The organism is Vallitalea sediminicola (genome assembly GCF_054408565.1).
In genome coordinates this window covers 19,197-39,642 of record NZ_BTPT01000082.1, presented here as the reverse complement: position 1 = coordinate 39,642, position 20,446 = coordinate 19,197, and the positions used below count along the sequence as shown (strand labels likewise).

The following is a 20,446-nucleotide window of genomic DNA, read 5'->3' as shown; positions in this document are numbered from 1 at the left end:
GATAGCTCTTCAAAAACTGTAATTACTCTAGTTATAGTTTTGAATAAGCTATCTTTTTTATATATTAATACTATTGATTAACTATTATATCTAATCCTTTCAATAAGTGCATCCTTCTGAATATACCTACTCATATATATTGATAACAATGACTGCATAACAAGAAGAGAGATTGTCATAATCAGAAGTTCTGTAAATGGGAAATGGTATGTAGATATACCTATCATTCCTGTTCTTTTAGCCCCTAAAAATAATTGGTAACCAAACAGATTCCCTACAGTGAGAGCAATAATCAATGTTCCTATGGTAAAAACTAGCCCTTCTGCTTGTAACATCTTTCCCAATTGTTTATTGGTAAGCCCAATAGCCTGTAAAATACCGAATTCTCTTTTTCTAGTTATAATACTGGTAATCAAAGTATTGGCCATATTCATGAATCCAATTATCCCCAATACTATCAATAGACCATACACAGGAACAACTAATAACCTGATACTGAATCTTGATTGGTCCAACAGTTCTGTATATGCCTTCATAGAATAATACTCACTTCTTGAAGCTATATTATCTATCATATTACCTACTGACTTCACTTTATCTTTATCACAATATATAAACATATGAGATGTAATATTTTCTTTGAAGCCTAACTTTTTGAATGTATCCTCAGTCATTATAAATAATGTATCCGTAGAACTTGTAGATGCTTGAAGAACTGCTTCAAACTTAATTACCCTATCTCCATCATAGAGTTCAAAAGTTAATTTATCTCCAATCTTATAACCATTCTGCTCAAAGAAATAATCATATGTATAAGCAATTCCATTTTCTGATACTGCTTCATTGTAGTCCATAACGCCTTTTTTACACTCTTTTTCCCGTGCTTCATAATCTTCCCTAGAAAGTACATTTATACCCATTAACCTTGCATCTTGTGGAGAATTATCAGATATTAATTTTGCAAGAATTGTACCTCTTGTTTCAACCTTATTTATACCATCTATTGTTTTAATTTCTTTAATCAACTCCTCTCCCATGATATTTTGCTGTTGGAGATGATTAAGATTATTCTCTGGATAAGCAGTATCGTCAACATCATAATCTAATTCAACACGATAATCCCCTTTTTCCATTTGACGCTTGGCATCATATTCAGGACTCATACTACTTGCAAGATTAGCAACAGCCACAAATAGCACACAACTAAGCCCCATGGTTAATATAGTTGCTAGTGTTCTTTTTTTATTTCTGGTTATATCTGACATTGTTAAACGGTATAAATTAACAGTTTTATAACCTTTTCTTTTAATTACTTTGCTTGTATTATCATGATATTTAATAGCCTCTACTGGTGATATACTTGATGCAATCTTCATCGGTTTTTTCAAAGAAATATAAATTGTAAAAAAAGATACTGATATGACTAATAGAATAACTGGTACATTAAACAAAGATACCTTTTCTATATCATAGTTTACCATTTGATCCATTAATTCGATTATCATAAATTCAAAACCTACATCAGATATTATATATCCAAATATAATCCCTATGGGTATACTTATTAATCCTAGAATCATCCCTTCTCTTAGAACAATTTGTTTTAATTGCTTTTTAGTAGTTCCTATAGCTCTTATTTTTCCGAACTCTTGAACTTTATCAATTATACCCACATAAAAAATATTATATATGACAAGGGCACTAAATAATATTACTAAAATACCAATTAAAACACTGATGAATATTATATCGGTCGAAGGATTAGTAATCCACATCAAATACCCCTTATTTATAATGATATTATTCTTATCAATACCTAAAGACTCAGCAAGATTTTTGATTTTATCTTGCATTTGCTCATAGTTAAGTTCACTTTCTCCCAATACATTAAATATGACACTACAGGATTTATTTTCATCTGTGATAGAACTATCATAAAAATCTGCAGAGATTAATGATTGATAGTATTTATTATAATTATTTGTTCTGTTAGAAGGAATAATTCCACTAATAATAAAATCTCTTTCTATTATTGTCCCTTCTCCTTTTACTCTATACGGTATTGTGATGGTATCTCCAATAGATGAAGTACCACTTATGTTTTCAAAAAAATCCTTCTCACCAACTATCTCATTCTCTTCTCTTGGTAAATGTCCTTCAACCAAATCTATATTAATCATATCACATGCATTTTTATCCATATAAGTTAGATTCCCACTTATATCATTCGTTTTAACTGTGGCAACATTTTCAGATATTCCCAGATTAATAAAATCAGCATGATGCTTCATTTTTTCAACAGTCTCTGTATTAACCCTCGTATATGTACCTTCATAATATCCATTTTGCTGTCCAGCATTTGTTTTATTATATTTGACCAACCCAAAAGCACTAGTTCCAATAATCATTAAAAGACAACTGGTTAATACTATAGCTACAGAAATCAACATACTTCTTGCTCTATTATTTTTTAGATTACTTACTGCAATATTTGTGGTAGTTTTCATCTATATCACCACCTTACCATCTTCAATAACGATTATGCGTTCTGCCATCTGAGCAATCTCAGCATCATGAGTAATCATAACTAACGTTTGACCATATTTTTTTGCTGACATTTTCAAAAGTGATATTACCTCATCGCTTGTCTTGGAATCAAGATTTCCCGTAGGCTCGTCTGCTAATATTATATCTGGGTTGGAAGCTAATGCTCTGGCTATTGCTACACGCTGTTGCTGCCCTCCTGATAAAGTGTTGGGTAGATTTTTTATTTTATCTTTTATACCTAGAGTCTTAACTATATCTCCAACGAACCTTGTATCTACTTTACTTTCATCCAACCCTATGGGAAGAACTATATTCTCCCATACATTCAATGATGATATCAAGTTATACGCTTGAAAAATGAAACCAATTTTTCTCCTTCTAAAAACTGCTAGTTCTTTTTCCTTTAACCTAAATATTTCTTTATCTCCTATAAAAACAGAACCCCTTGTAGGTTTATCTAATCCACCTAACATATTAAGGAGAGTACTTTTACCAGATCCAGACTTACCAACTATAGCAATGAATTCCCCTCTTTTGATCTGAATACTTGTATTATCTATTGCTTTTACTTCATTTTCTCCTTTTCCATAATATTTACATAGATTTTTAGTCTCTAGAATAACATCCATTTTATTGCCTCCTTAAGATAATCAATTGCTAATCGAATCTTTCATTACTTATTATCATAAAGGTTCAATCTTTCATTTTACTTTCATCAACAAGCAAAAAGCCTTACAAAACTGTAAGACTGATCATCTACTCTAGCAACAATTGTATAACAAAAATACTTCCTCTATTATTAATTCCCATAGAAGATTTTGAGATTGCTTTTATATTACCACCTTGATCTTCTAATATTTTTCTAGTTAAGTATAGCCCAACTCCAGAACCTTCTTGTTTTTTTACTCTATCACATTTACCACGATAAAATCTTTTGAATATTTCTGTATATTCTTTCTCATTAATTCCGATACCTTCATCTTCAATTTCAATTCTTAGATAGTTATGTAGTTTTTGAGTTCTAATGGTAATAGTATTATTTTTATCACTATATTTTATTGCGTTATCTATAACATTGGAGATGGCTTCTTTGGTCCATTTATCATCATAAGGTAATATTACTGACTGAATTTGTTGTAAGTTAATATTTATTTTCTTTTCTTCAGCTTTCATATAAACACTATTTACAGCTTGAATAATAGTTTCCTTAATATCATTCATCTTGGTTTTAATGTTTATTAACCCAGTTTCCAGTCTGGATATATTCACTAATGCTGCAACCAAGCCTTCTAATCTTGTTATCTGTTCTTTACTTCTTCCTATGAATTCCTGTCTTTCATTAGGCTCCAAATCATCCTCTGCCATAAGAGAATAATACATTTTCAATGATGCTAATGGTGTCTTTAGTTGATGAGATATATCCGTGACCAATGCCTTCGTTTCTTCTTTTTCTTCCACTAACCTTGTGTTGGTTATAGTTATCATTTCACCTAGAGTCTCTAGTTTATAATTTATCTTACTAATGATAGATTCATCTGTTCTTGGTGCTAAGTAGTTATAATCTCCTTTGGTGAATCGTTTTAAAACCTCAAGTATATTCTTCAATTCTCTTTTATGCTTAGTCCTTGTATAAAAACCTATCATAGATATTCCTATTATAAATACAAGCGCTATAACTATATTGAGCATAAGAATATTATTTTGGGATTCATTACCTATTGTAACATACTTATTGATATAGGATTCTGTAAAACCTTGTTCTTGCAGTAATTGTTTCCCTGAATTGATTGCTTCTTTATTTTTTATACCTTTAAGTACATCTGTTATCGCATAATATGTATCATTATCAGAAACAGAACCCGCTATCTGATAAAATTCTTCTATTTGCCTATTACTTATTCTTTCAATTTCACCAAATTCTTTTATAGTAATTAATGCAATCACTATTATACATATTGAAATAATAATCCCAATTATCAAATAGTTATTATTAGATTTATCTATCATTTTTTCTACACTCCATATCCCACAGATATCCAATGCCTCTAACATTTTTTATGTATACTGGTTTTGATGGTGTTTGTTCTATCTTTTCTCTTAGGCGTCTTATATTGACAGCAACCGTATTTTCGTCTACATAGTCACCATCAATGTCCCATAAATATTCTAACAGCTGTTTTTTTGATAAAATCTGTTTTGGATGTTCCATAAGTATACTTAATAATTTTAATTCATTTTTGCTTAACACTTTATCGATTCCATTAACTATTACTTTCATCTCATTTTTCATAAAATATATATTACCGGATTCTAACTTTTCACTAATGTCTCCTTCTAGTCGTTTAAATATAGCATTGACCTTAGACATAAGTACTGCTAAACTGAATGGTTTTGTAATATAATCATCCGCACCTGCTTCATATCCCATCACTATATCTATTTCTTCATCAAGTGCTGTCAAAAAAACAAATCTCACATTACTGATCTCACGAATTTCTCTGCAAAAATCCAGACCACTTCCATCTTCCAGATTAATATCACATATTACTAGATCAATATTGTTATTAGAAAAAAGTTTCTTACCTTCTCTGATACCATAGGAAGATAATACTTCATAACCTTCTTTTTTCAACTTAAAACTAATACCCCTATTTAAACTTTCATCGTCTTCCAATAATAGAATCTGTCTCACTGTTATCACTCTTTCTGTATTAACTAACAACTATCTTAGTTCTATATTCTTAATAATTGCTCTCAAATAATCTTCATCTATCTTATCCCAAGTAAATCCTACTTTATCTAAGTAATTAGTTGTTAGATTATTGTCAACTGCTATATTTTCACTGGCAGGTACATTTTTATTACTTATACTTAATAAATGTTTCAACTTTTCTTTTCTAACAGATATAAGAGCAGTGATATTATCCATAGATACTGGTAATATCTTATAATCCATTTTTTCAATTATATGCAAAATAGATATAACATCCACTTTGTTAGAGTTAAACACATGATAGATACCAGTATATTCTGGTTTACTTTTGATAATTTTTACTATTGCATCACTACATTGATCAACTGGTGTAATCTCAACTTTTTTATTCAATAATTCCTTTGGTATCCTCTTTAGTATAAGTAATTCTCTAAGTCTACCGTAAAAACCATTATCATCCATATTTCTTTGAAATTTCCCATCACTTGTACGTTGAGTCAGATTGCCAACCCTGATGATAGAAGCACTTAATCCATTTTCTATCTCCTTTATGATTTCACTCTCTGCAAGAAACTTACTAAGGATATATTCATTCTCGGAAAAATGCTGTCCTATATACAAATCCTTTTCAGTAAAAATATCTTTTAACAGATTATGTTGTATCATATAATGACCACTTATAGATATGGTAGACATATGATAAAGTTCTGCATTCAGGATTTTTGTCATGTAAATGATATTTTGTGTACCAGTTACATTAATATTACGTAAGATATCTGTTTTTCCATGATATTTGACAAAAGCTGCTGTATGAATAATAATTTTGATCTTATTTTCTATAATCTTATAATCATTATCACTAAGACCCAGTCTATCTAGTGTAATATCTCCTCTTAGAATTTTAATTCTTTGTTTTTCTTCATTTGTTATATCCGGAAGATAATAAGTAAATGCCTTTTTCATTTTTTCTTCTGGATTTTTTCCACGTATAATACAATATATATTATCCTTAGTTTCTTTCAACAAATCATTTACTAAATGGATACCTAACCATCCTGTTGCACCTGTAATTAATATATCTCCTGTTTTCTTTCTATTAATTTTTTTAGGGGTAATATCTGTTTTATTTTCATACCTGTAAAGATTCAACTCTGAATCTCTTTTGGTAAGTTTTCTTATAGTAGGATAATTATAGATATCTTTTATCTCTAGTACAATTCCTAATTTATCTGCTTCTATAATTAATTCCATCGCTTTTAGAGAGTCACCACCTAATTCAAAAAAATCATCAGTCACTCCTGTTTTTTGTATATTCAATACTTTTTCATATAAAGATACCAATTGTTTCTCTAGAACGGAATTAGGTTTAACATAAACCTTGTTATTTGATTCATGCTTATTTAATTTCTCCATATCCACTTTACCATTAACCGTTAATGGGAATGTTTCTAGTCTTACAATATGATTAGGAATCATGTACGCTGGTAATGATTTTTTAAGTATTTTTTTAAGCATATTCTGTTTTATTGTTGATGAAGTATAGTAACAAACCAACCGCTTTGTATTTTTGGTTTTTACACAAGTAACTACACTGTTTTCTATTCCAGTCACTTGATTGATTTTGAATTCTATTTCATTTAATTCAATCCTATTTCCTAATATTTTAACCTGACGGTCTATTCTTCCCATATATTCTATATTACCATCTAAGAGGTATCTTCCTTTATCACCTGATTTATATAGAATATCACTTTCATTGAATGGTGACTTGATGAATTTCTTTTTTGTAAGATTACTATCATTATAATAACCTTTAGAAACACCTACACCACCAATTACTATTTCTCCTTCATATCCTATAGGCATTAGATTTTCATATCTATCCATGATATAAACTTTATAATTACTTATGGGAGAACCAATTAATGAAACATTGTCCTCATTACATTTGTTATAAGTAGCACATACTGTTGTTTCAGTAGGTCCATAGGAATTATATATATCAATATCTTTTTTTATCAGATTATCAACATGATTCTTTTTAAGTACATCTCCCCCACTAATAATAATTTCTAGGAATTCAGGAATACTCTTATGTTTGTTGAGCATATCTACTACTGATGGTACACTACTGATAATTTGCACTTTATAATCCTTTATTGCATTTATTAACCGTTCTATGTTAGTAACTGTTTCTCGTTCCACAATCACTAATGTTCCTCCCGAGACCAGTGTTGGAAAAACTTCTTCAGTAAATAGATCAAATGTATAAGATGATTGTTGAAGCACTATCTTATCTTCTATATCAACTTCTTTTAGTAATGTATTTACGTAACCCACAACATTTTTATGGGTAGTCATAATTCCTTTTGGTTTACCTGTTGAACCAGATGTATGTAATATATAAGCTAAGTCATCTACTTCATTAACCTTTTCTATATTATTAGTTGAATTATTAGACTGCCCTGCTATTGGAATGACCTGTTGTACAACATTTGAAACATCAGCTATATCTTTTTTTGTATGAACTATCATTTTATTTACATTACAATTCTTTATTATTTCTATTATCCTATCTGATGGCTGATTAACATCCAATGGTAGATAGGTTCCACCAGCTTTTAGAATTGCAAGAATGCCTATAATCATTTCAAGTGATGGCTCTGCAATAATTCCGACTATAGTATTTCTTCTGACTCCTTCATTATGTAAATCTCTTGCTAATGAATTAGATTTTTCATTAAGCTCTCTATAGGTCATGTATTCATCTTTATATATTATGGCATTCTTATTAGGTGTTTTTGTAACTTGCTCATAAAATAATTCATGGAGTACTTTTGTATTATCATATACTGTCTCTGTATTATTGAATCCATTAAGTATTATGTTTTTTTCTTTATCAGTTAGTATATCATAATCTCTCAGTCTCTTACTATGGTCAGCTAGAACCTCTTTAATAATAATATCAAAATGAGAAAGAATCTGGTCAATATTACTATCTGTATATTTATTGATTTGATAGTCTATTTCATATGTAATACTAGGTTCACAATCTCTATTACTGATATTTATTTCTAAACCATCCATAGCACAGTTATTGAAAATCCAATTAGTATGGTAATCCTTATAATCAGCATTTCTAGCATTTTGATAAGATAATACAGTATCAAATATTTTCTTGTCCAACCCGAATTCAGCAATAAACACTTCACGTATCTGTATATATGGATACTTTGAATGCTTGAATGTGTCAAATATCTCTTTTTTGACTTCCCTCAATAATTCATTGAATGTCCATTCCATGTTAACATTGATTTTTAGTGGAACCATATTGACATAATAACCTAGTGAATATTTTTCTCTTCCTTCTCTGCCTAATACAGGTGTACCAATTATTACTTTATCTTTATGATTAATTCTTGCAATATAAAGTGCCAGAACAGCAACATAAAATGTATATAGACTTATGGAATTATCCTTACAGTATCCTTTTATATGTTCTTCATTAATCTTAATGCTTTTACGTCTGGCTTTTATATCGTCAATCGTATTAATATTGTTGTTATATAATTTTGTGGAGGAATCATTAAAATCACTTATTTTATCTTTCCAATATTTTTCATCTTGTATATATCTATCCGAACTTAGATATTTATTGTCTCTAGTCAAATATTCTATATAAGAAATACCCTTATCCTGGGTGGTTATTTTATCATTTCTATAATAATAATTGATTCTACTTCCTATAAGTACCATAGTCCACGCATCTGATATAATATGATGAAACTTCATTATAATACCGGTTTTACCATTGTTATATAAGACAATCCTAAAGGAATATAGCTTATTGTTCTCTAATTTCTTTTGTGTGTAATTCTGTAAAATCATATTTGATTCATCATTTGTTTTCCCAACTAAATCTATTATATTAACCTTATTATAATAAAAAGGTTCTATAGTCTCTTGGTCATCATCTATTATTGATATTCTTATGATATCATCTAATTCAACTAGCCTATTTATAGCCTTATCCAGCTTGTCAAGTGATATATTATCATCATTGAAAATCATTTCCCCAATTATTAAACTTGGAATATAAGACTTATATATCTTTTCTATATCCCACATAGCTTTTTTCCCTCTTGATAATGGATACATATCTATACTCTACCCCCATCACCTATAACTTGAATTTTATAGTAAATGTAGATCCTTTCCCAAGCTCACTGTCAACTGTTATTATGCCTTCATGTGCTTTCACTAGTTCCTTAACGATGGATAATCCTATACCAGCACCGCCTGTCTTCCTACTCCTTGATTCATCACCTCTATAGAATCGTTGAAATATATAAGATAAATCCTCTTTTTTAATTCCTATACCAGAATCAATAAATCTAATTATGGCTTTTTCTGTGTTTTTTGTCAATGTAACTTTTACCTTGCCTCCCCCATTGGTATATTTATAAGCATTGGTTAGTAGATTAACGAATATCTGTTTCAATCTATCCCTATCTCCATTTATATATATATCCTTTTCTAAGTTACCTACAAGTTTGATGTCTTTACTATCCATCAGTGGTATGAATCCTTCGATTATAGTTGACAGCTCATTTTCAAGATTTACCTTACTGGTATTAAGCCTTAGGTGTTCACTCTCAACTATCACTAATTCATTGAGGTCATTGATTAGTTTGGTCATTCTGACAATCTCATCATTCAATTTTGCAAATCTCTCTGGTGATGGCTCTAAAACTCCATCCATCAATGCTTCTATTTGGCTCCTAAGTACTGCCAGAGGACTTCTAAGTTCGTGGGAAATATCGTTGCTGAGTCTTTTCCTTAGTTGTTCTTGCTCACTGAGCTGTCTTGCTAATTCTTCAATAGAAGTTGCCAATTCATTTAATTCTTTCGTATCAGTTTTTATGGATTTTACACGTTCATAATTACCTTTTGATATATTATGGGTACTATCCTTTATCTCAATAATAGGACGTGTAAGTCTTCTAACAAGTAATAAACTTAAAAAAATAGCAAGCAACACAGCTATAAAAAATGAAATTACATATAATATGTTTATTGTATATATGAAATCATTATCTTCTTTTGCAGTGATAATGTTTTTATAATGTCCTATACTGAGATATCCCATAGTTTGACCTTGGTAATTCAATTTCTTTTCTATATAAGTATAGTCTTCCTTAAAAGGCTCTTTATGCATAGCGTTAGAACCCATTCCCATACCTTTACCCATGCCCATACTGCTGACAAAGATAACTTCCTTATCTATATCTTGCAAAACAATCTCCACATTCTTAAAATGCGCTTGTTGTTTCAGATATGAAAGCTCTCTATTATCAATAATACCATCATTCTCAATACTACTATTAACATAGGTTATTATTTCTTCATCATCTACTTTATTTTGCCTTAGTATATAATCCGTAAAATAATATTTTATCCCAATATTAGATAAGATGATGATTACTATTACTGTAATCAATGATATACCTATAGAATTTTTCATTATTCTTTTGCTTAGACTTATCATAACCATTTCACACCCATCTTTAGTCTTGTTTACCTTTAAATTTATATCCAACACCATAAACAGTCAATAGATATATAGGATTCTTTATATCATCTTCCAGTTTTTTACGTAAATTTTTAATATGAGCATCAATAGTTCTATCATACCCTACAAATTCATAACCTAGAGCTACATCTATTATTTGGGACCTAGTAAAAACTTTATTTGGATTTCTAACAAAAAGTAATAATATATCATACTCATTGGGAGTAATATTAAGTATTTCTCCAGCTTTCTTAACAATATGCTCTTCTTTATCAATGATTATGTCTTTATTATTGAATGAAATAATATTATCATTATCGGTATTAGTTTTTTTATAAGTACGTCTAAGTATCGCTTTAACCCTCATGACTAATTCTCTAGGACTAAAAGGCTTGGTCAAATAATCATCTGCCCCAAGTGCTAAACCGTTAATCTTATCATCTTCCATACTTTTGGCAGTAAGCATCAATATAGGTACATCTGATTCTTCTCTTATTATTTCACAGATTTTTTCACCAGATAAATCAGGTAACATTAAATCTAAGACGATAAAATCTGGTTTGATGCTTTTATACATCAATAATCCTTCTTTTCCATTATCAGCAGTAAATACTTCATAATCTTCTTTTTTAAGATATGCTTCTACTACTTCTAATAATCCATGTTCATCATCTATAACAAGTATTTTTTCTTTCATCTCTTTATCCTCTCCTATAAATAATCTTACTTATATATATTGAACTTAAACATCTAAAGTCATTTCAATAAGTTCAATATATTTTCCTTTTTCACCTTATATATTATATTTTATCAAATTACATTTATATATGCAAAAAAGCAGCCATAAGCTGCCTTTTACATCTTTTGAATTAAGTGTTTACTTAGCTCTTCTACCTAATCCTCTGCCACCATTGCCTCTTCCATAGCCATTTCCAGTACCATTTCTTAATCCATTACCATTACATGCACCTTGACCATTTCCCATTCCACGATTCAGACCAATTTTTTGTCCTAGTCTTTGTGGATTACTTGGGTCACAATTACCAGCATTTTCTTTTAAACTTGCTATAAATTCATCAGCTTCTTCTCTTGTTAACTGCCCTTGCTCAACTTTCTCCTCAACTAAGGCTGTTTTTTCATCTAACATTTTCTCTACAAATTCATCATAGACTTCATTTTCCTCAGCTAATTCACCAAAAGTCTTACCTTCTTGTCTTAATTCATAAGCTTCTTCCTCTGTTACTCCAGTAAGCTCTGAATAAATCTGCGCTGGAGTAGCTGCAAATGCTGCCATTCCTACTAATAGTGATCCTAACAAACCGAATGTAATTAACTTTGTTTTTTTCATATATATTTCCTCCTTTTTGATTTGTTATTGTAATTATAAAATAACAATATGAAAAAGTTATGAAGAAAATAAGAAAATCAAAATAAAGTTTTGTCAATATCCTTTTCGTATAGAAACATTGGTGATAACTTATCTATCTTAAGTCTCTTAGTAATCATGTCACATTTACATAAAAACAAATAAAAAATGTTATGACCACTACCAGATAATGTTTCAAAATTTCCTTGTCCTTTAGAGATAATCATATCTGCTTTATTAAGGAAGATCTCTTTGAATTCATCAGATACTTCGTCTAAATCTGTTCCTGGAATATCTGTACCATTATTTATTATTTTGGCAAATTTATCTATGCCAACAAAATAGGCATCTTCTTCTAAAGCGTCATTAAGTGCTGGTTTACCTCTAGTGGCAAAATAAATTGTTACATCTGGAAATTCTTTTCTAATCTCTTCAATTAAAATTTTATCGAAAACAATCTCGCCTGTATTATCTCCCAGATATAATATTTCTTTTGCGTTAGATAATTCCTTATAGAATTTATCGTAGACCTTATTATCTACTTTGCTTTCCATTGTTCTTTTGATAATATCTTCTACAAGTTCCATAGTAATATTATCAAGAGCCCCAAAATCTACTATATTTCCAGCCATTGCTATTCTGATAGCATCTAGGAATCTATAGTTAGAATCATCAAGCATTGTCTTTATATTATCTTCCATAGCCAATAATTTTTTATTAAACAACATCTTTTCTTCTTTGTAAAAATCTTCAACTCCTGTAATATCATGTAGTAATCTCATTACTTTTGTACTTATGTAAGGAGCAGTTTTTTCATATTCAGTATCAGCTACTTCCAATAAAACCTTATTCATGAATTTATACTTTTCTTTTTTGTCTTCAATATATTTATCAGCTAGTTGATTAGCTTTATTAATAATACAAGCTATACAATCTACATGTGAGTACATAATTTTTGTTTCCTTTCTACTAATATTTTGTTGTTGTACTTATAAAAAGAACTATAATGATTCTATTTCATATACTTAAAAATAGAAGTTCCTATAGCGCAAAGAAAAATCTAGGCAGGTAGCCTAGATTATTATTATACAAATTTAACTGCTGTTCCATATGCAATAACTTCTGCAGCACCTTGCATAATAGCACTAGAAGCATATCTGATATTAACTATACCATCAGCATTTAGAGCTGTGGCTTCTTCAACCATACGTTTTGTAGCTAAAGCTCTTGCTTCATTCATCATTTTATTGTAAGCACCAAGTTCACCACCAACAATTGTTTTAAATGAACTCATGATATCTTTACCAACATGTTTAGATTGAATAGTGGAACCTTTGACGATGGATAGTGTTTCTAGTTGTTTTCCTGTAATATAATCAGTATTTACTAAGATCATCTTCTTTTTCCTCCTTTAATTCGTCTAGTCTTCTTATAAGATTTACTATAAGTGCAATAATTACCCATATTATACCTATAGCAAATATTACTCCAATAATTTGAACTACTAAAATGCCTGAAATAAGAGCATTGAATGAAAAACCATATAGCATAAATACATTTATCAGACATAATAATACTGTTATAAAAATAGGTGCAAACTTTTTACTCATATTGATCACCCCTCTGTAAAAAATATGTTATGGGTCTACATATTATAACTATATCTAATCGATAGGCATCAACCTATTTAATATATCTTTTATATTAATAATAGAAATACTCAGTATCTATTTTTTTATAAAAGTCTTTTGACTTGGATTTAAAAGGTCTATGATTGAAGAACAAACATTTATCTATATTATTTACTCCTTCTAAAGCCATCTTAGCAGCTATTATACAATCTGTTTTAGGCTCCTTTTCTGCAAAACTTGCTTTGTGAGCTGGCGGAAATTGTACACAATATGTCTTGTCATAAATAACACCTTTTATTGTATTAGGAAATTCAGGATTATTTTTTCTATTTATAACAACATTAGCTACAGCAATTTTTGCATCAAAACTAATATAATTCACCTCAACAGTTATAATTTTAGCTAATAAAATCAACTCTTCATCTGTATAACCTCTATTAAGTACACTAGTAGCTGGAATAACAATATCTTCTCGTAGTATTTCTACTGTATATAATTTCTGATTCCACTCTACATTACAATTCATACTTTCACCAAAGAATTTAATAGGAACCATAGTTCTATCATCTACTACTGGTGGCGCAAGGTCTAGTTCATATTGTTCGCCATTAACATATGCAATATTAGAATCCGTAGATAACTCAATCTTATTATCTGATTCATTAATTGTTATTTTATGTGTATCGCCATCCCATAGAACTTCTGCATTAAGAGCATTAGCTACTGATCTTAGCGGTACATACACAGTATCATTCATCCTAATCGGTTCAGTATCCATAATAATGTAATTATCATTTACTTTTACAGAAATTGGGGGAACTTTATCTATTGCTAATACTGGAACGTTGAATAAAATAATGGAACTCATACATAAACATATTGCTGTTTTACATAATTTTTTCATTAGATTTTCTCCTATATTAAATAAATATTATTCCTCATCTTCTGGATATTCTTCTTTTGCTACTTTCTCTTCCTTTACATTATCTTTCTTTTTTGCTGTAAATTTATCCATTATATTAGGAACCATGTCAATTATTTTAGTTAAGCTATCTTGATTTTTAACATTAACCAATCGTGTTTGACCATCTTGTATTACTAGAACAGCACTTGGACTTATCTTAGCACCTAATGCTCCTCCACCTACACCTTTTGTTTTCTCTTTTGCTTCTTCAGAAGCTCCAGCACCTACACCAAAGGAAACATCAACTAATGGTAGTATTATAGTATTTCCAATATTAATGGCTTCGCCCACTACTGTTTTTGTAGAAACGAAATTTTCCATTCCATTAAATAATGATTCTACAGTTTTCTTAAAATTTGATTCCATTCATTTTCCTCCTTAAGTTCGTTAAATGATAACGATTTTTTCTCATCTCTTATATACTTTATATATTTTTCTTACTCTTTTATCTAAAACAATACTTATTGTATTTTTTAGCAACACTATTAAATATATTTTTCCTTTTCCATAAAAACAACCTTGGAAAATTTTTTCATTAAAATCAGGTATAACCTTTAATTTATTACCGGTAATTGTATATAATACACTCGCTGCTCCTACAAGATATCCTGTCGAGGCAGGATCACCAGTGCCAATTAATAGCTTGGACTGAAATTTTTTAGGTAAAATGTGTTTTATCATTTTCAACACTTTAACCTTAATCTTCTTTAAAACATCTCTATTTTCTTCATTCTTGATAAAGTCTTTGATTGTACTATATATTTGTTTCCAATTTCTTTTTTTAGCCTTATCTTTTTTTTCTTTCTTTTTTTTCTTCTTATTCTTATGTTCTGCTATTTTACTACTCTTATTCTTTTTATTGGATTCTTCAACTTTATTTTTGAATTTTTCCATCTTATGTTTATCTTCTTGTGTTTCTTCTTTTCCTTCTACTATTTGGTCGTTTTCTTTTTCAATACCTATATTATATTGTATTTTTTCATTGTCCATTTTTGCTTGAGCTTCTTTGTTAATACCATTAGGATCATCTATATCCTTTGATCTATTATCTGATTTAATGCCTTTTTGTTTTTTCTTATGTTTTTTCTTATGTTTTTTATTATTAGCTTTTTTTACCTTTTTATGTTTTTTTTCTGCCATAATATCTTTACCAAAAATTTTTAGGCTCATATTGGTTTCATCATCCATATGATATTTAAATGATACTATGTGAAGCAACCAATTAACTTTCACATCAAGTTTTATTGTATCATACTTTTCTCCCTGCGCACTATATCTTATTGGCACAAACAGTACAGTTAATATACATAATACCACAAATAGTATTATAAACAATATTATATATAAAAAAATTTTTAATATTCCAAGTAATATAGCTAACATAATTAACCACCTGTATACTTTATTTTTAGCTCTTTAAGAACATTTTCCAATTACTTTCTTCTTTGTTTTTTCAATAATAAAAAGTGATAATATAACACTTATAACGAAAATCCCTAATATCATCATAGCTGTTTGAAAGAAAAATATCTCTGGTACTATATTAATTAGAATATCCGTCTTAGGATTTAATAACCATAGTTCGTTAGTGAAAAATATCTCATGGAATATGGTAAAATATTTATTGAAATCAATTAATAATAAACCGCTTAGTATTAATATTAACATAATTATTACAGCAAATACATATTTAACCATAGAAAATGTAATGGTCAATAATTTTTTATTTCTAAAAGCCATGTAACTTATGGCAATAATCAATATAATAGAACTTATATTTCTTATATATGTACCTATAACAAATAATTTTTTAACATCTACCATATGACTTTTTTCACGTTCACCAAAAACCTCTTGTTCTTTACCATCTATGACAGCTTTCATGTCTAATGTTTTTCTAGAATCTTTTAGATAGCTTATCATATTTTTAGTAACTTTAGTTAGTTCATCTAGACTCATATTAGTTTTTTCTGGAATATCATGTCTTTCATACTGCCATTTATAATGATTTATATTATACGCGACAACTTCTGTAGAAGTAAATAACAAAACAAAAAATAATAAAACTCCAATTATAATACTACCAACAATACCAAAGAATTTCATGCATATCACCATTTCTTTTATTTATATTATAAAAATAATTATACAATAAAATCAGCTTGTCTTAAAATATGATTCTAAATTAACCGTTGAAGAGCTACTATACACATCATCATAAATTACCCTTACTAATTCAAATGCATTATCCCTACCCCTAGCAATACCTATTATCAATATCTTATTTCCCTTATCCTTCATTCTGTATAATTCAGTTGATAATAATATTTCCATAGGATTTTTTGACTCCTCTATACATGTCAAAAAATAAACATCTCTAATATGTTTTTTTCTTTTGACTTTCTTGAATATTTTATTTGCTTTTTTATTGTTAATTTCTTCACTTATATATATGTTATTAGCATATTCCATATAAACACCCTTTTATTAACTCTACTCTTTCATAATGCATGGTTAGTGCATCAAAATAAACTTATATTAATAGTATAGCAAAAAAAAATTATAATACAATATATTTTTGGTATTAATAGGTAATAGTATTTTAGTACAATAAAAATCCCCTCATCAAGAGTATACTTAATGAAAGGATAAACTTTTATTAGCTAAGTGCTTTTTCAAGCTTAGGTATCTTATTAACAGGAAAAGCTCTGAGCATCTGCATATATTGATTTTCTGACAAACCTTGTGTAGAACAATATAGTTCGATTTTTCTATCTACATCCGCATGCTTAAAATTCTCAAAAAACTTAGTAAATTGATTTTGCTCCATTATCGTCTACCTTTCTTGTATAATATATAATTGAATTACTATTAATATTATACCCATAAAAAAATATTATATTATTATAGAAAAGTATTTTTTAATCTTAATTTACTTTTTTTGATTTCATTATATATCATTATTACATTGATGATAAATCATCCATAACCTGCCTTATCAATTCTTTTGATGCATTTTTTTCATTCATATCAGTACATTGTTGCAAAGAATTGATTATATAGCTATGGATCTCTTGAGGTTTTTTAAATGTCACTGGTAAAAAATAAAATAAACGTGACATAATGGCGCGTCTATATTCTTGTGACTTACCCTTTAGATATTCATCTATACTTGCTATAAATTCTTTTTTAATTTTAGCTAAAGTAAATTCAGCTACTCTATCATCATCATTATCTACTAAATGGGATTTTTCAGGGTCAGCAAAGTAGCTGGATGTAGATGACAAGTAATCAAGTTTTTTTATGTTTTCATAAGTTTCCAAATAACCATATTCCTCAATGAACTTGTTATATTTAGTATTAGCCATCTCTATTATAGGTGCATATCTTTCAATTTCATCAAGATTAGATTCTATCACACCTTCAATTCTTTCAAGTGAATTATAAAGTTCATCATCTACAGTAATATTATTATCTTTAATTTTTATCATATAAAATAATTCATCAACTATTTGCAAGTCTTCTTTATCTTCAAATAAATTAAATCTATCACAATAGGTTAATTCAATCAAATTATTAATGATACTAACTCCTAAAGTGTATATAGAATATATCTTGTCTATTTTATCTGCTACATTCGTTTTGATATTAACTACATTATCAAATTGTGGCTTTTCAATATTCCTATAATCTGTATTTCTAAGGATTTCTATATCATCCCATATCTCTTTATAAGAACCTTTATAGTCTTGTCCAAGAATTGCAGTACCCTTTAACATATCCATAAAATTATTGAGATCCTTAGTATAAGCACCTTTATAAATCTCAAGTGAATTTTCCACATATTCATAGAATTTATTTTTAGTTAGTCTAATTGGTAACTGACTTAAAGCTAACTTTATTTTTTCATTAATTACTATATTTTCATCTGTTTCAAAAATAAATTGCAGAAGATTACCAGCAAAACTTTGGTCTTCTTCTAAGTCATAATAGTCCTGTCTATATTTTCCTTCTATTCTATTAATAATATATTCATATGTTTCTACTTCATCTGTATAATATGAAAGTATTTCCATATCTGACTCAATCCCATTTCTTATTCTCATCAACTCTTCTTTGTCATAAATCAAACTTTTAAGACCTTTATAATTATCCACAATAGAAGTAATTGACTCAACTACTTCTTGTATATTACTATCTTTTTCTAGGTGATTATTAATTTTCTCTTCATCTAATATTTCAAGAAAAGTAATATAATTGAATAATAGGTCATAAACAGCAACTTTATATTGATTGAATTGATGATTTACAGCTAATTGATCTAATGTACTTTCGATATTTTTATTAGTTCTAATGTTGTTTTTTATTGTAGTAAAATTCATTGTTTCCATTTATTTTATCACCTTTTTCCTGTATTTATTAATAGTATATGTTATCAATATCATTATCAATGTATATATGAGCATTACACCAATATAATCCAACAAATCATTACTATTGAATCCTGTAGTTATAATATCTGTCAAATAATTCAACGTCCAGTAATTGGGAATCATATAGCATAGATTTTTAATGTTTGCCGCTAGCAAATCAATGCTAAAAAAGCTACCGCTGATAATTCCCATAATTAATATTAATATTGTAAATATCATAGTAAATGTAGCAGTCTTATCTATCACACTTGTAAAAAACATAATCAAAGATGATATACTTATGACATACATAATTAGTGCAATAAAAGTACCGAAAAATATTGTTATATGGTTATCTGTCGCATATATACTATTGATTATGGAAAAAATTATAGCTATGATACCACCTGAAACAACTAAGCTTAAATAGTTGCCTAGGATAATCGTTACATTATTAGTACTAGATATCTGGATTTTTCCTAGCATACCAGTTTCTTTATCTTTTACAATACTGATTGAAGCAAATAATAAGAAAAAAGCTGTAAAAGAAATGATAATACCTATTATCATCTTTTTATAAATCAAATTATTATCAATGCTATTTACATCAATAGTAGATTTATTATTTTTAACAAATTCAACATTTATATAACAGTTTTTATCATCACTATAATCCTGCATAGAAATCCCATATTCATACGCTTCCTTTATAATAGCTTCTTTGTTATCATAATTGTTGTTTTCTAATGCTCTATCAAGTAAATTAATGCTTTTGGTCAAGCACAAATCCCTAAGTACTTTTTCAGCAAATATATCTCCTACAAATTTTCCAATAGTACTACCTTTTATAAAATAGACATCAATAATTTCTTCATATCGTTCATTTATAATATTATCTTCCAAACCTTTTTTTAATATATACACAGCTTCAATCTGACCATCTTTCAATTCATTTATTGCATCAGTTTCGCTACCTTGAATAATCCTTAATGTTTTATCATCTTTCAGATTATCAAATATGTTCTTAGACATATCCGTTAAATCTTTATCAACTACAGCTACGGGTATCCTGCTATTTTCATCAGCACTCTGATACAAAGTACCAACAAGCATGCCAAATAAGCTTATCATAATAATTAATAATATAATAACCATTTTGCTTTTAAATAATAACTTTAATCTACTTTGTAATATATTAAATAACCTGTTCATAATATCACCAATTTTTATGTGTTTTTTAT

Annotated in this window: 19 protein-coding genes; all 19 read right to left on the bottom strand. The window is 28.4% G+C overall.

Going from position 1 to position 20,446, the window contains the following annotated elements; translation table 11 throughout:
- Window positions 1-77: 77 nt before the first annotated feature.
- The 19 genes from ACX6CF_RS24205 to ACX6CF_RS24115 all read right to left on the bottom strand — a co-directional run bounded on the left by ACX6CF_RS24205 (window position 78) and on the right by ACX6CF_RS24115 (window position 20,417).
- Window positions 78-2,507: an ABC transporter permease gene (locus ACX6CF_RS24205; protein ID WP_458787949.1), complete on the bottom strand. Its 2,430-nt coding sequence runs from the start codon at window positions 2,505-2,507 to the stop codon at window positions 78-80.
- Window positions 2,508-3,176 carry an ABC transporter ATP-binding protein gene (locus tag ACX6CF_RS24200; protein WP_458787948.1) on the bottom strand — a complete coding sequence of 223 codons (669 nt, stop codon included), beginning with the start codon at window positions 3,174-3,176 and terminating at the stop codon, window positions 2,508-2,510. It abuts the gene before it with no gap.
- Between the two features lie 127 nt (window positions 3,177-3,303).
- Complete coding sequence (locus ACX6CF_RS24195) at window positions 3,304-4,554, bottom strand: sensor histidine kinase (protein WP_458787947.1); 1,251 nt, start codon at window positions 4,552-4,554, stop codon at window positions 3,304-3,306.
- Window positions 4,544-5,239: a response regulator transcription factor gene (locus ACX6CF_RS24190; RefSeq protein ID WP_458787946.1), complete on the bottom strand. Its 696-nt coding sequence runs from the start codon at window positions 5,237-5,239 to the stop codon at window positions 4,544-4,546. Before ACX6CF_RS24190 ends, ACX6CF_RS24195 begins: the two co-directional genes overlap by 11 nt.
- 30 nt (window positions 5,240-5,269) lie before the next feature.
- Window positions 5,270-9,418, bottom strand: a complete 4,149-nt coding sequence (locus ACX6CF_RS24185; RefSeq protein ID WP_458787945.1) for an amino acid adenylation domain-containing protein — start codon at window positions 9,416-9,418, stop codon at window positions 5,270-5,272.
- 22 nt (window positions 9,419-9,440) lie between these two features.
- The gene (locus ACX6CF_RS24180; protein ID WP_458787944.1) at window positions 9,441-10,814 is read right to left on the bottom strand and encodes a sensor histidine kinase; all 1,374 of its coding nucleotides are present in this window, start codon (window positions 10,812-10,814) and stop codon (window positions 9,441-9,443) included.
- Between the two features lie 13 nt (window positions 10,815-10,827).
- Window positions 10,828-11,529: a response regulator transcription factor gene (locus ACX6CF_RS24175; RefSeq protein WP_458787943.1), complete on the bottom strand. Its 702-nt coding sequence runs from the start codon at window positions 11,527-11,529 to the stop codon at window positions 10,828-10,830.
- 180 nt (window positions 11,530-11,709) lie between these two features.
- Window positions 11,710-12,180 (bottom strand): hypothetical protein, encoded by a 471-nt coding sequence (locus tag ACX6CF_RS24170; protein ID WP_458787942.1) that lies wholly within the window; start codon window positions 12,178-12,180, stop codon window positions 11,710-11,712.
- A gap of 77 nt (window positions 12,181-12,257) precedes the next feature.
- Window positions 12,258-13,148 (bottom strand): damage-control phosphatase ARMT1 family protein, encoded by an 891-nt coding sequence (locus tag ACX6CF_RS24165; RefSeq protein WP_458787941.1) that lies wholly within the window; start codon window positions 13,146-13,148, stop codon window positions 12,258-12,260.
- 134 nt (window positions 13,149-13,282) lie between these two features.
- The gene (locus ACX6CF_RS24160) at window positions 13,283-13,594 is read right to left on the bottom strand and encodes a YbjQ family protein (RefSeq protein WP_458787940.1); all 312 of its coding nucleotides are present in this window, start codon (window positions 13,592-13,594) and stop codon (window positions 13,283-13,285) included.
- A complete protein-coding gene (locus ACX6CF_RS24155; RefSeq protein ID WP_458787939.1) occupies window positions 13,575-13,808 on the bottom strand; it encodes a hypothetical protein in 234 nt (77 codons plus the stop codon). Before ACX6CF_RS24155 ends, ACX6CF_RS24160 begins: the two co-directional genes overlap by 20 nt.
- Window positions 13,809-13,902: 94 nt before the next feature.
- Window positions 13,903-14,733: a stalk domain-containing protein gene (locus ACX6CF_RS24150; protein ID WP_458787938.1), complete on the bottom strand. Its 831-nt coding sequence runs from the start codon at window positions 14,731-14,733 to the stop codon at window positions 13,903-13,905.
- Window positions 14,734-14,760: 27 nt separating this feature from the next.
- The gene (locus ACX6CF_RS24145) at window positions 14,761-15,159 is read right to left on the bottom strand and encodes a GerW family sporulation protein (protein WP_458787937.1); all 399 of its coding nucleotides are present in this window, start codon (window positions 15,157-15,159) and stop codon (window positions 14,761-14,763) included.
- Between the two features lie 42 nt (window positions 15,160-15,201).
- On the bottom strand, window positions 15,202-16,176 hold the full coding sequence (locus tag ACX6CF_RS24140; RefSeq protein ID WP_458787936.1) for a DUF2953 domain-containing protein: 975 nt from the start codon (window positions 16,174-16,176) through the stop codon (window positions 15,202-15,204).
- 33 nt (window positions 16,177-16,209) lie between these two features.
- On the bottom strand, window positions 16,210-16,899 hold the full coding sequence (locus tag ACX6CF_RS24135; RefSeq protein ID WP_458787935.1) for a TIGR01906 family membrane protein: 690 nt from the start codon (window positions 16,897-16,899) through the stop codon (window positions 16,210-16,212).
- 51 nt (window positions 16,900-16,950) lie between these two features.
- Window positions 16,951-17,265, bottom strand: coding sequence for a hypothetical protein (locus ACX6CF_RS24130; RefSeq protein ID WP_458787934.1), 315 nt, complete (start codon window positions 17,263-17,265; stop codon window positions 16,951-16,953).
- Window positions 17,266-17,452: 187 nt separating this feature from the next.
- On the bottom strand, window positions 17,453-17,623 hold the full coding sequence (locus tag ACX6CF_RS24125; protein ID WP_458787933.1) for a hypothetical protein: 171 nt from the start codon (window positions 17,621-17,623) through the stop codon (window positions 17,453-17,455).
- Between the two features lie 133 nt (window positions 17,624-17,756).
- Window positions 17,757-19,184, bottom strand: coding sequence for a hypothetical protein (locus ACX6CF_RS24120; protein WP_458787932.1), 1,428 nt, complete (start codon window positions 19,182-19,184; stop codon window positions 17,757-17,759).
- A complete protein-coding gene (locus ACX6CF_RS24115; protein WP_458787931.1) occupies window positions 19,185-20,417 on the bottom strand; it encodes an ABC transporter permease in 1,233 nt (410 codons plus the stop codon). It lies immediately after the preceding gene.
- Between the last annotated feature and the right edge of the window lie 29 nt (window positions 20,418-20,446).

Coding starts and splice junctions, on each gene's coding strand:
- ACX6CF_RS24205 (WP_458787949.1), bottom strand. CDS start 2,507: ATGAAAACTACCACAAATATTGCAGTAAGTAATCTAAAAAATAATAGA.
- ACX6CF_RS24200 (WP_458787948.1), bottom strand. CDS start 3,176: ATGGATGTTATTCTAGAGACTAAAAATCTATGTAAATATTATGGAAAA.
- ACX6CF_RS24195 (WP_458787947.1), bottom strand. CDS start 4,554: ATGATAGATAAATCTAATAATAACTATTTGATAATTGGGATTATTATT.
- ACX6CF_RS24185 (WP_458787945.1), bottom strand. CDS start 9,418: ATGTATCCATTATCAAGAGGGAAAAAAGCTATGTGGGATATAGAAAAG.
- ACX6CF_RS24180 (WP_458787944.1), bottom strand. CDS start 10,814: ATGGTTATGATAAGTCTAAGCAAAAGAATAATGAAAAATTCTATAGGT.
- ACX6CF_RS24175 (WP_458787943.1), bottom strand. CDS start 11,529: ATGAAAGAAAAAATACTTGTTATAGATGATGAACATGGATTATTAGAA.
- ACX6CF_RS24170 (WP_458787942.1), bottom strand. CDS start 12,180: ATGAAAAAAACAAAGTTAATTACATTCGGTTTGTTAGGATCACTATTA.
- ACX6CF_RS24165 (WP_458787941.1), bottom strand. CDS start 13,148: ATGTACTCACATGTAGATTGTATAGCTTGTATTATTAATAAAGCTAAT.
- ACX6CF_RS24160 (WP_458787940.1), bottom strand. CDS start 13,594: ATGATCTTAGTAAATACTGATTATATTACAGGAAAACAACTAGAAACA.
- ACX6CF_RS24155 (WP_458787939.1), bottom strand. CDS start 13,808: ATGAGTAAAAAGTTTGCACCTATTTTTATAACAGTATTATTATGTCTG.
- ACX6CF_RS24150 (WP_458787938.1), bottom strand. CDS start 14,733: ATGAAAAAATTATGTAAAACAGCAATATGTTTATGTATGAGTTCCATT.
- ACX6CF_RS24145 (WP_458787937.1), bottom strand. CDS start 15,159: ATGGAATCAAATTTTAAGAAAACTGTAGAATCATTATTTAATGGAATG.
- ACX6CF_RS24140 (WP_458787936.1), bottom strand. CDS start 16,176: ATGTTAGCTATATTACTTGGAATATTAAAAATTTTTTTATATATAATA.
- ACX6CF_RS24135 (WP_458787935.1), bottom strand. CDS start 16,899: ATGAAATTCTTTGGTATTGTTGGTAGTATTATAATTGGAGTTTTATTA.
- ACX6CF_RS24130 (WP_458787934.1), bottom strand. CDS start 17,265: ATGGAATATGCTAATAACATATATATAAGTGAAGAAATTAACAATAAA.
- ACX6CF_RS24125 (WP_458787933.1), bottom strand. CDS start 17,623: ATGGAGCAAAATCAATTTACTAAGTTTTTTGAGAATTTTAAGCATGCG.
- ACX6CF_RS24120 (WP_458787932.1), bottom strand. CDS start 19,184: ATGGAAACAATGAATTTTACTACAATAAAAAACAACATTAGAACTAAT.
- ACX6CF_RS24115 (WP_458787931.1), bottom strand. CDS start 20,417: ATGAACAGGTTATTTAATATATTACAAAGTAGATTAAAGTTATTATTT.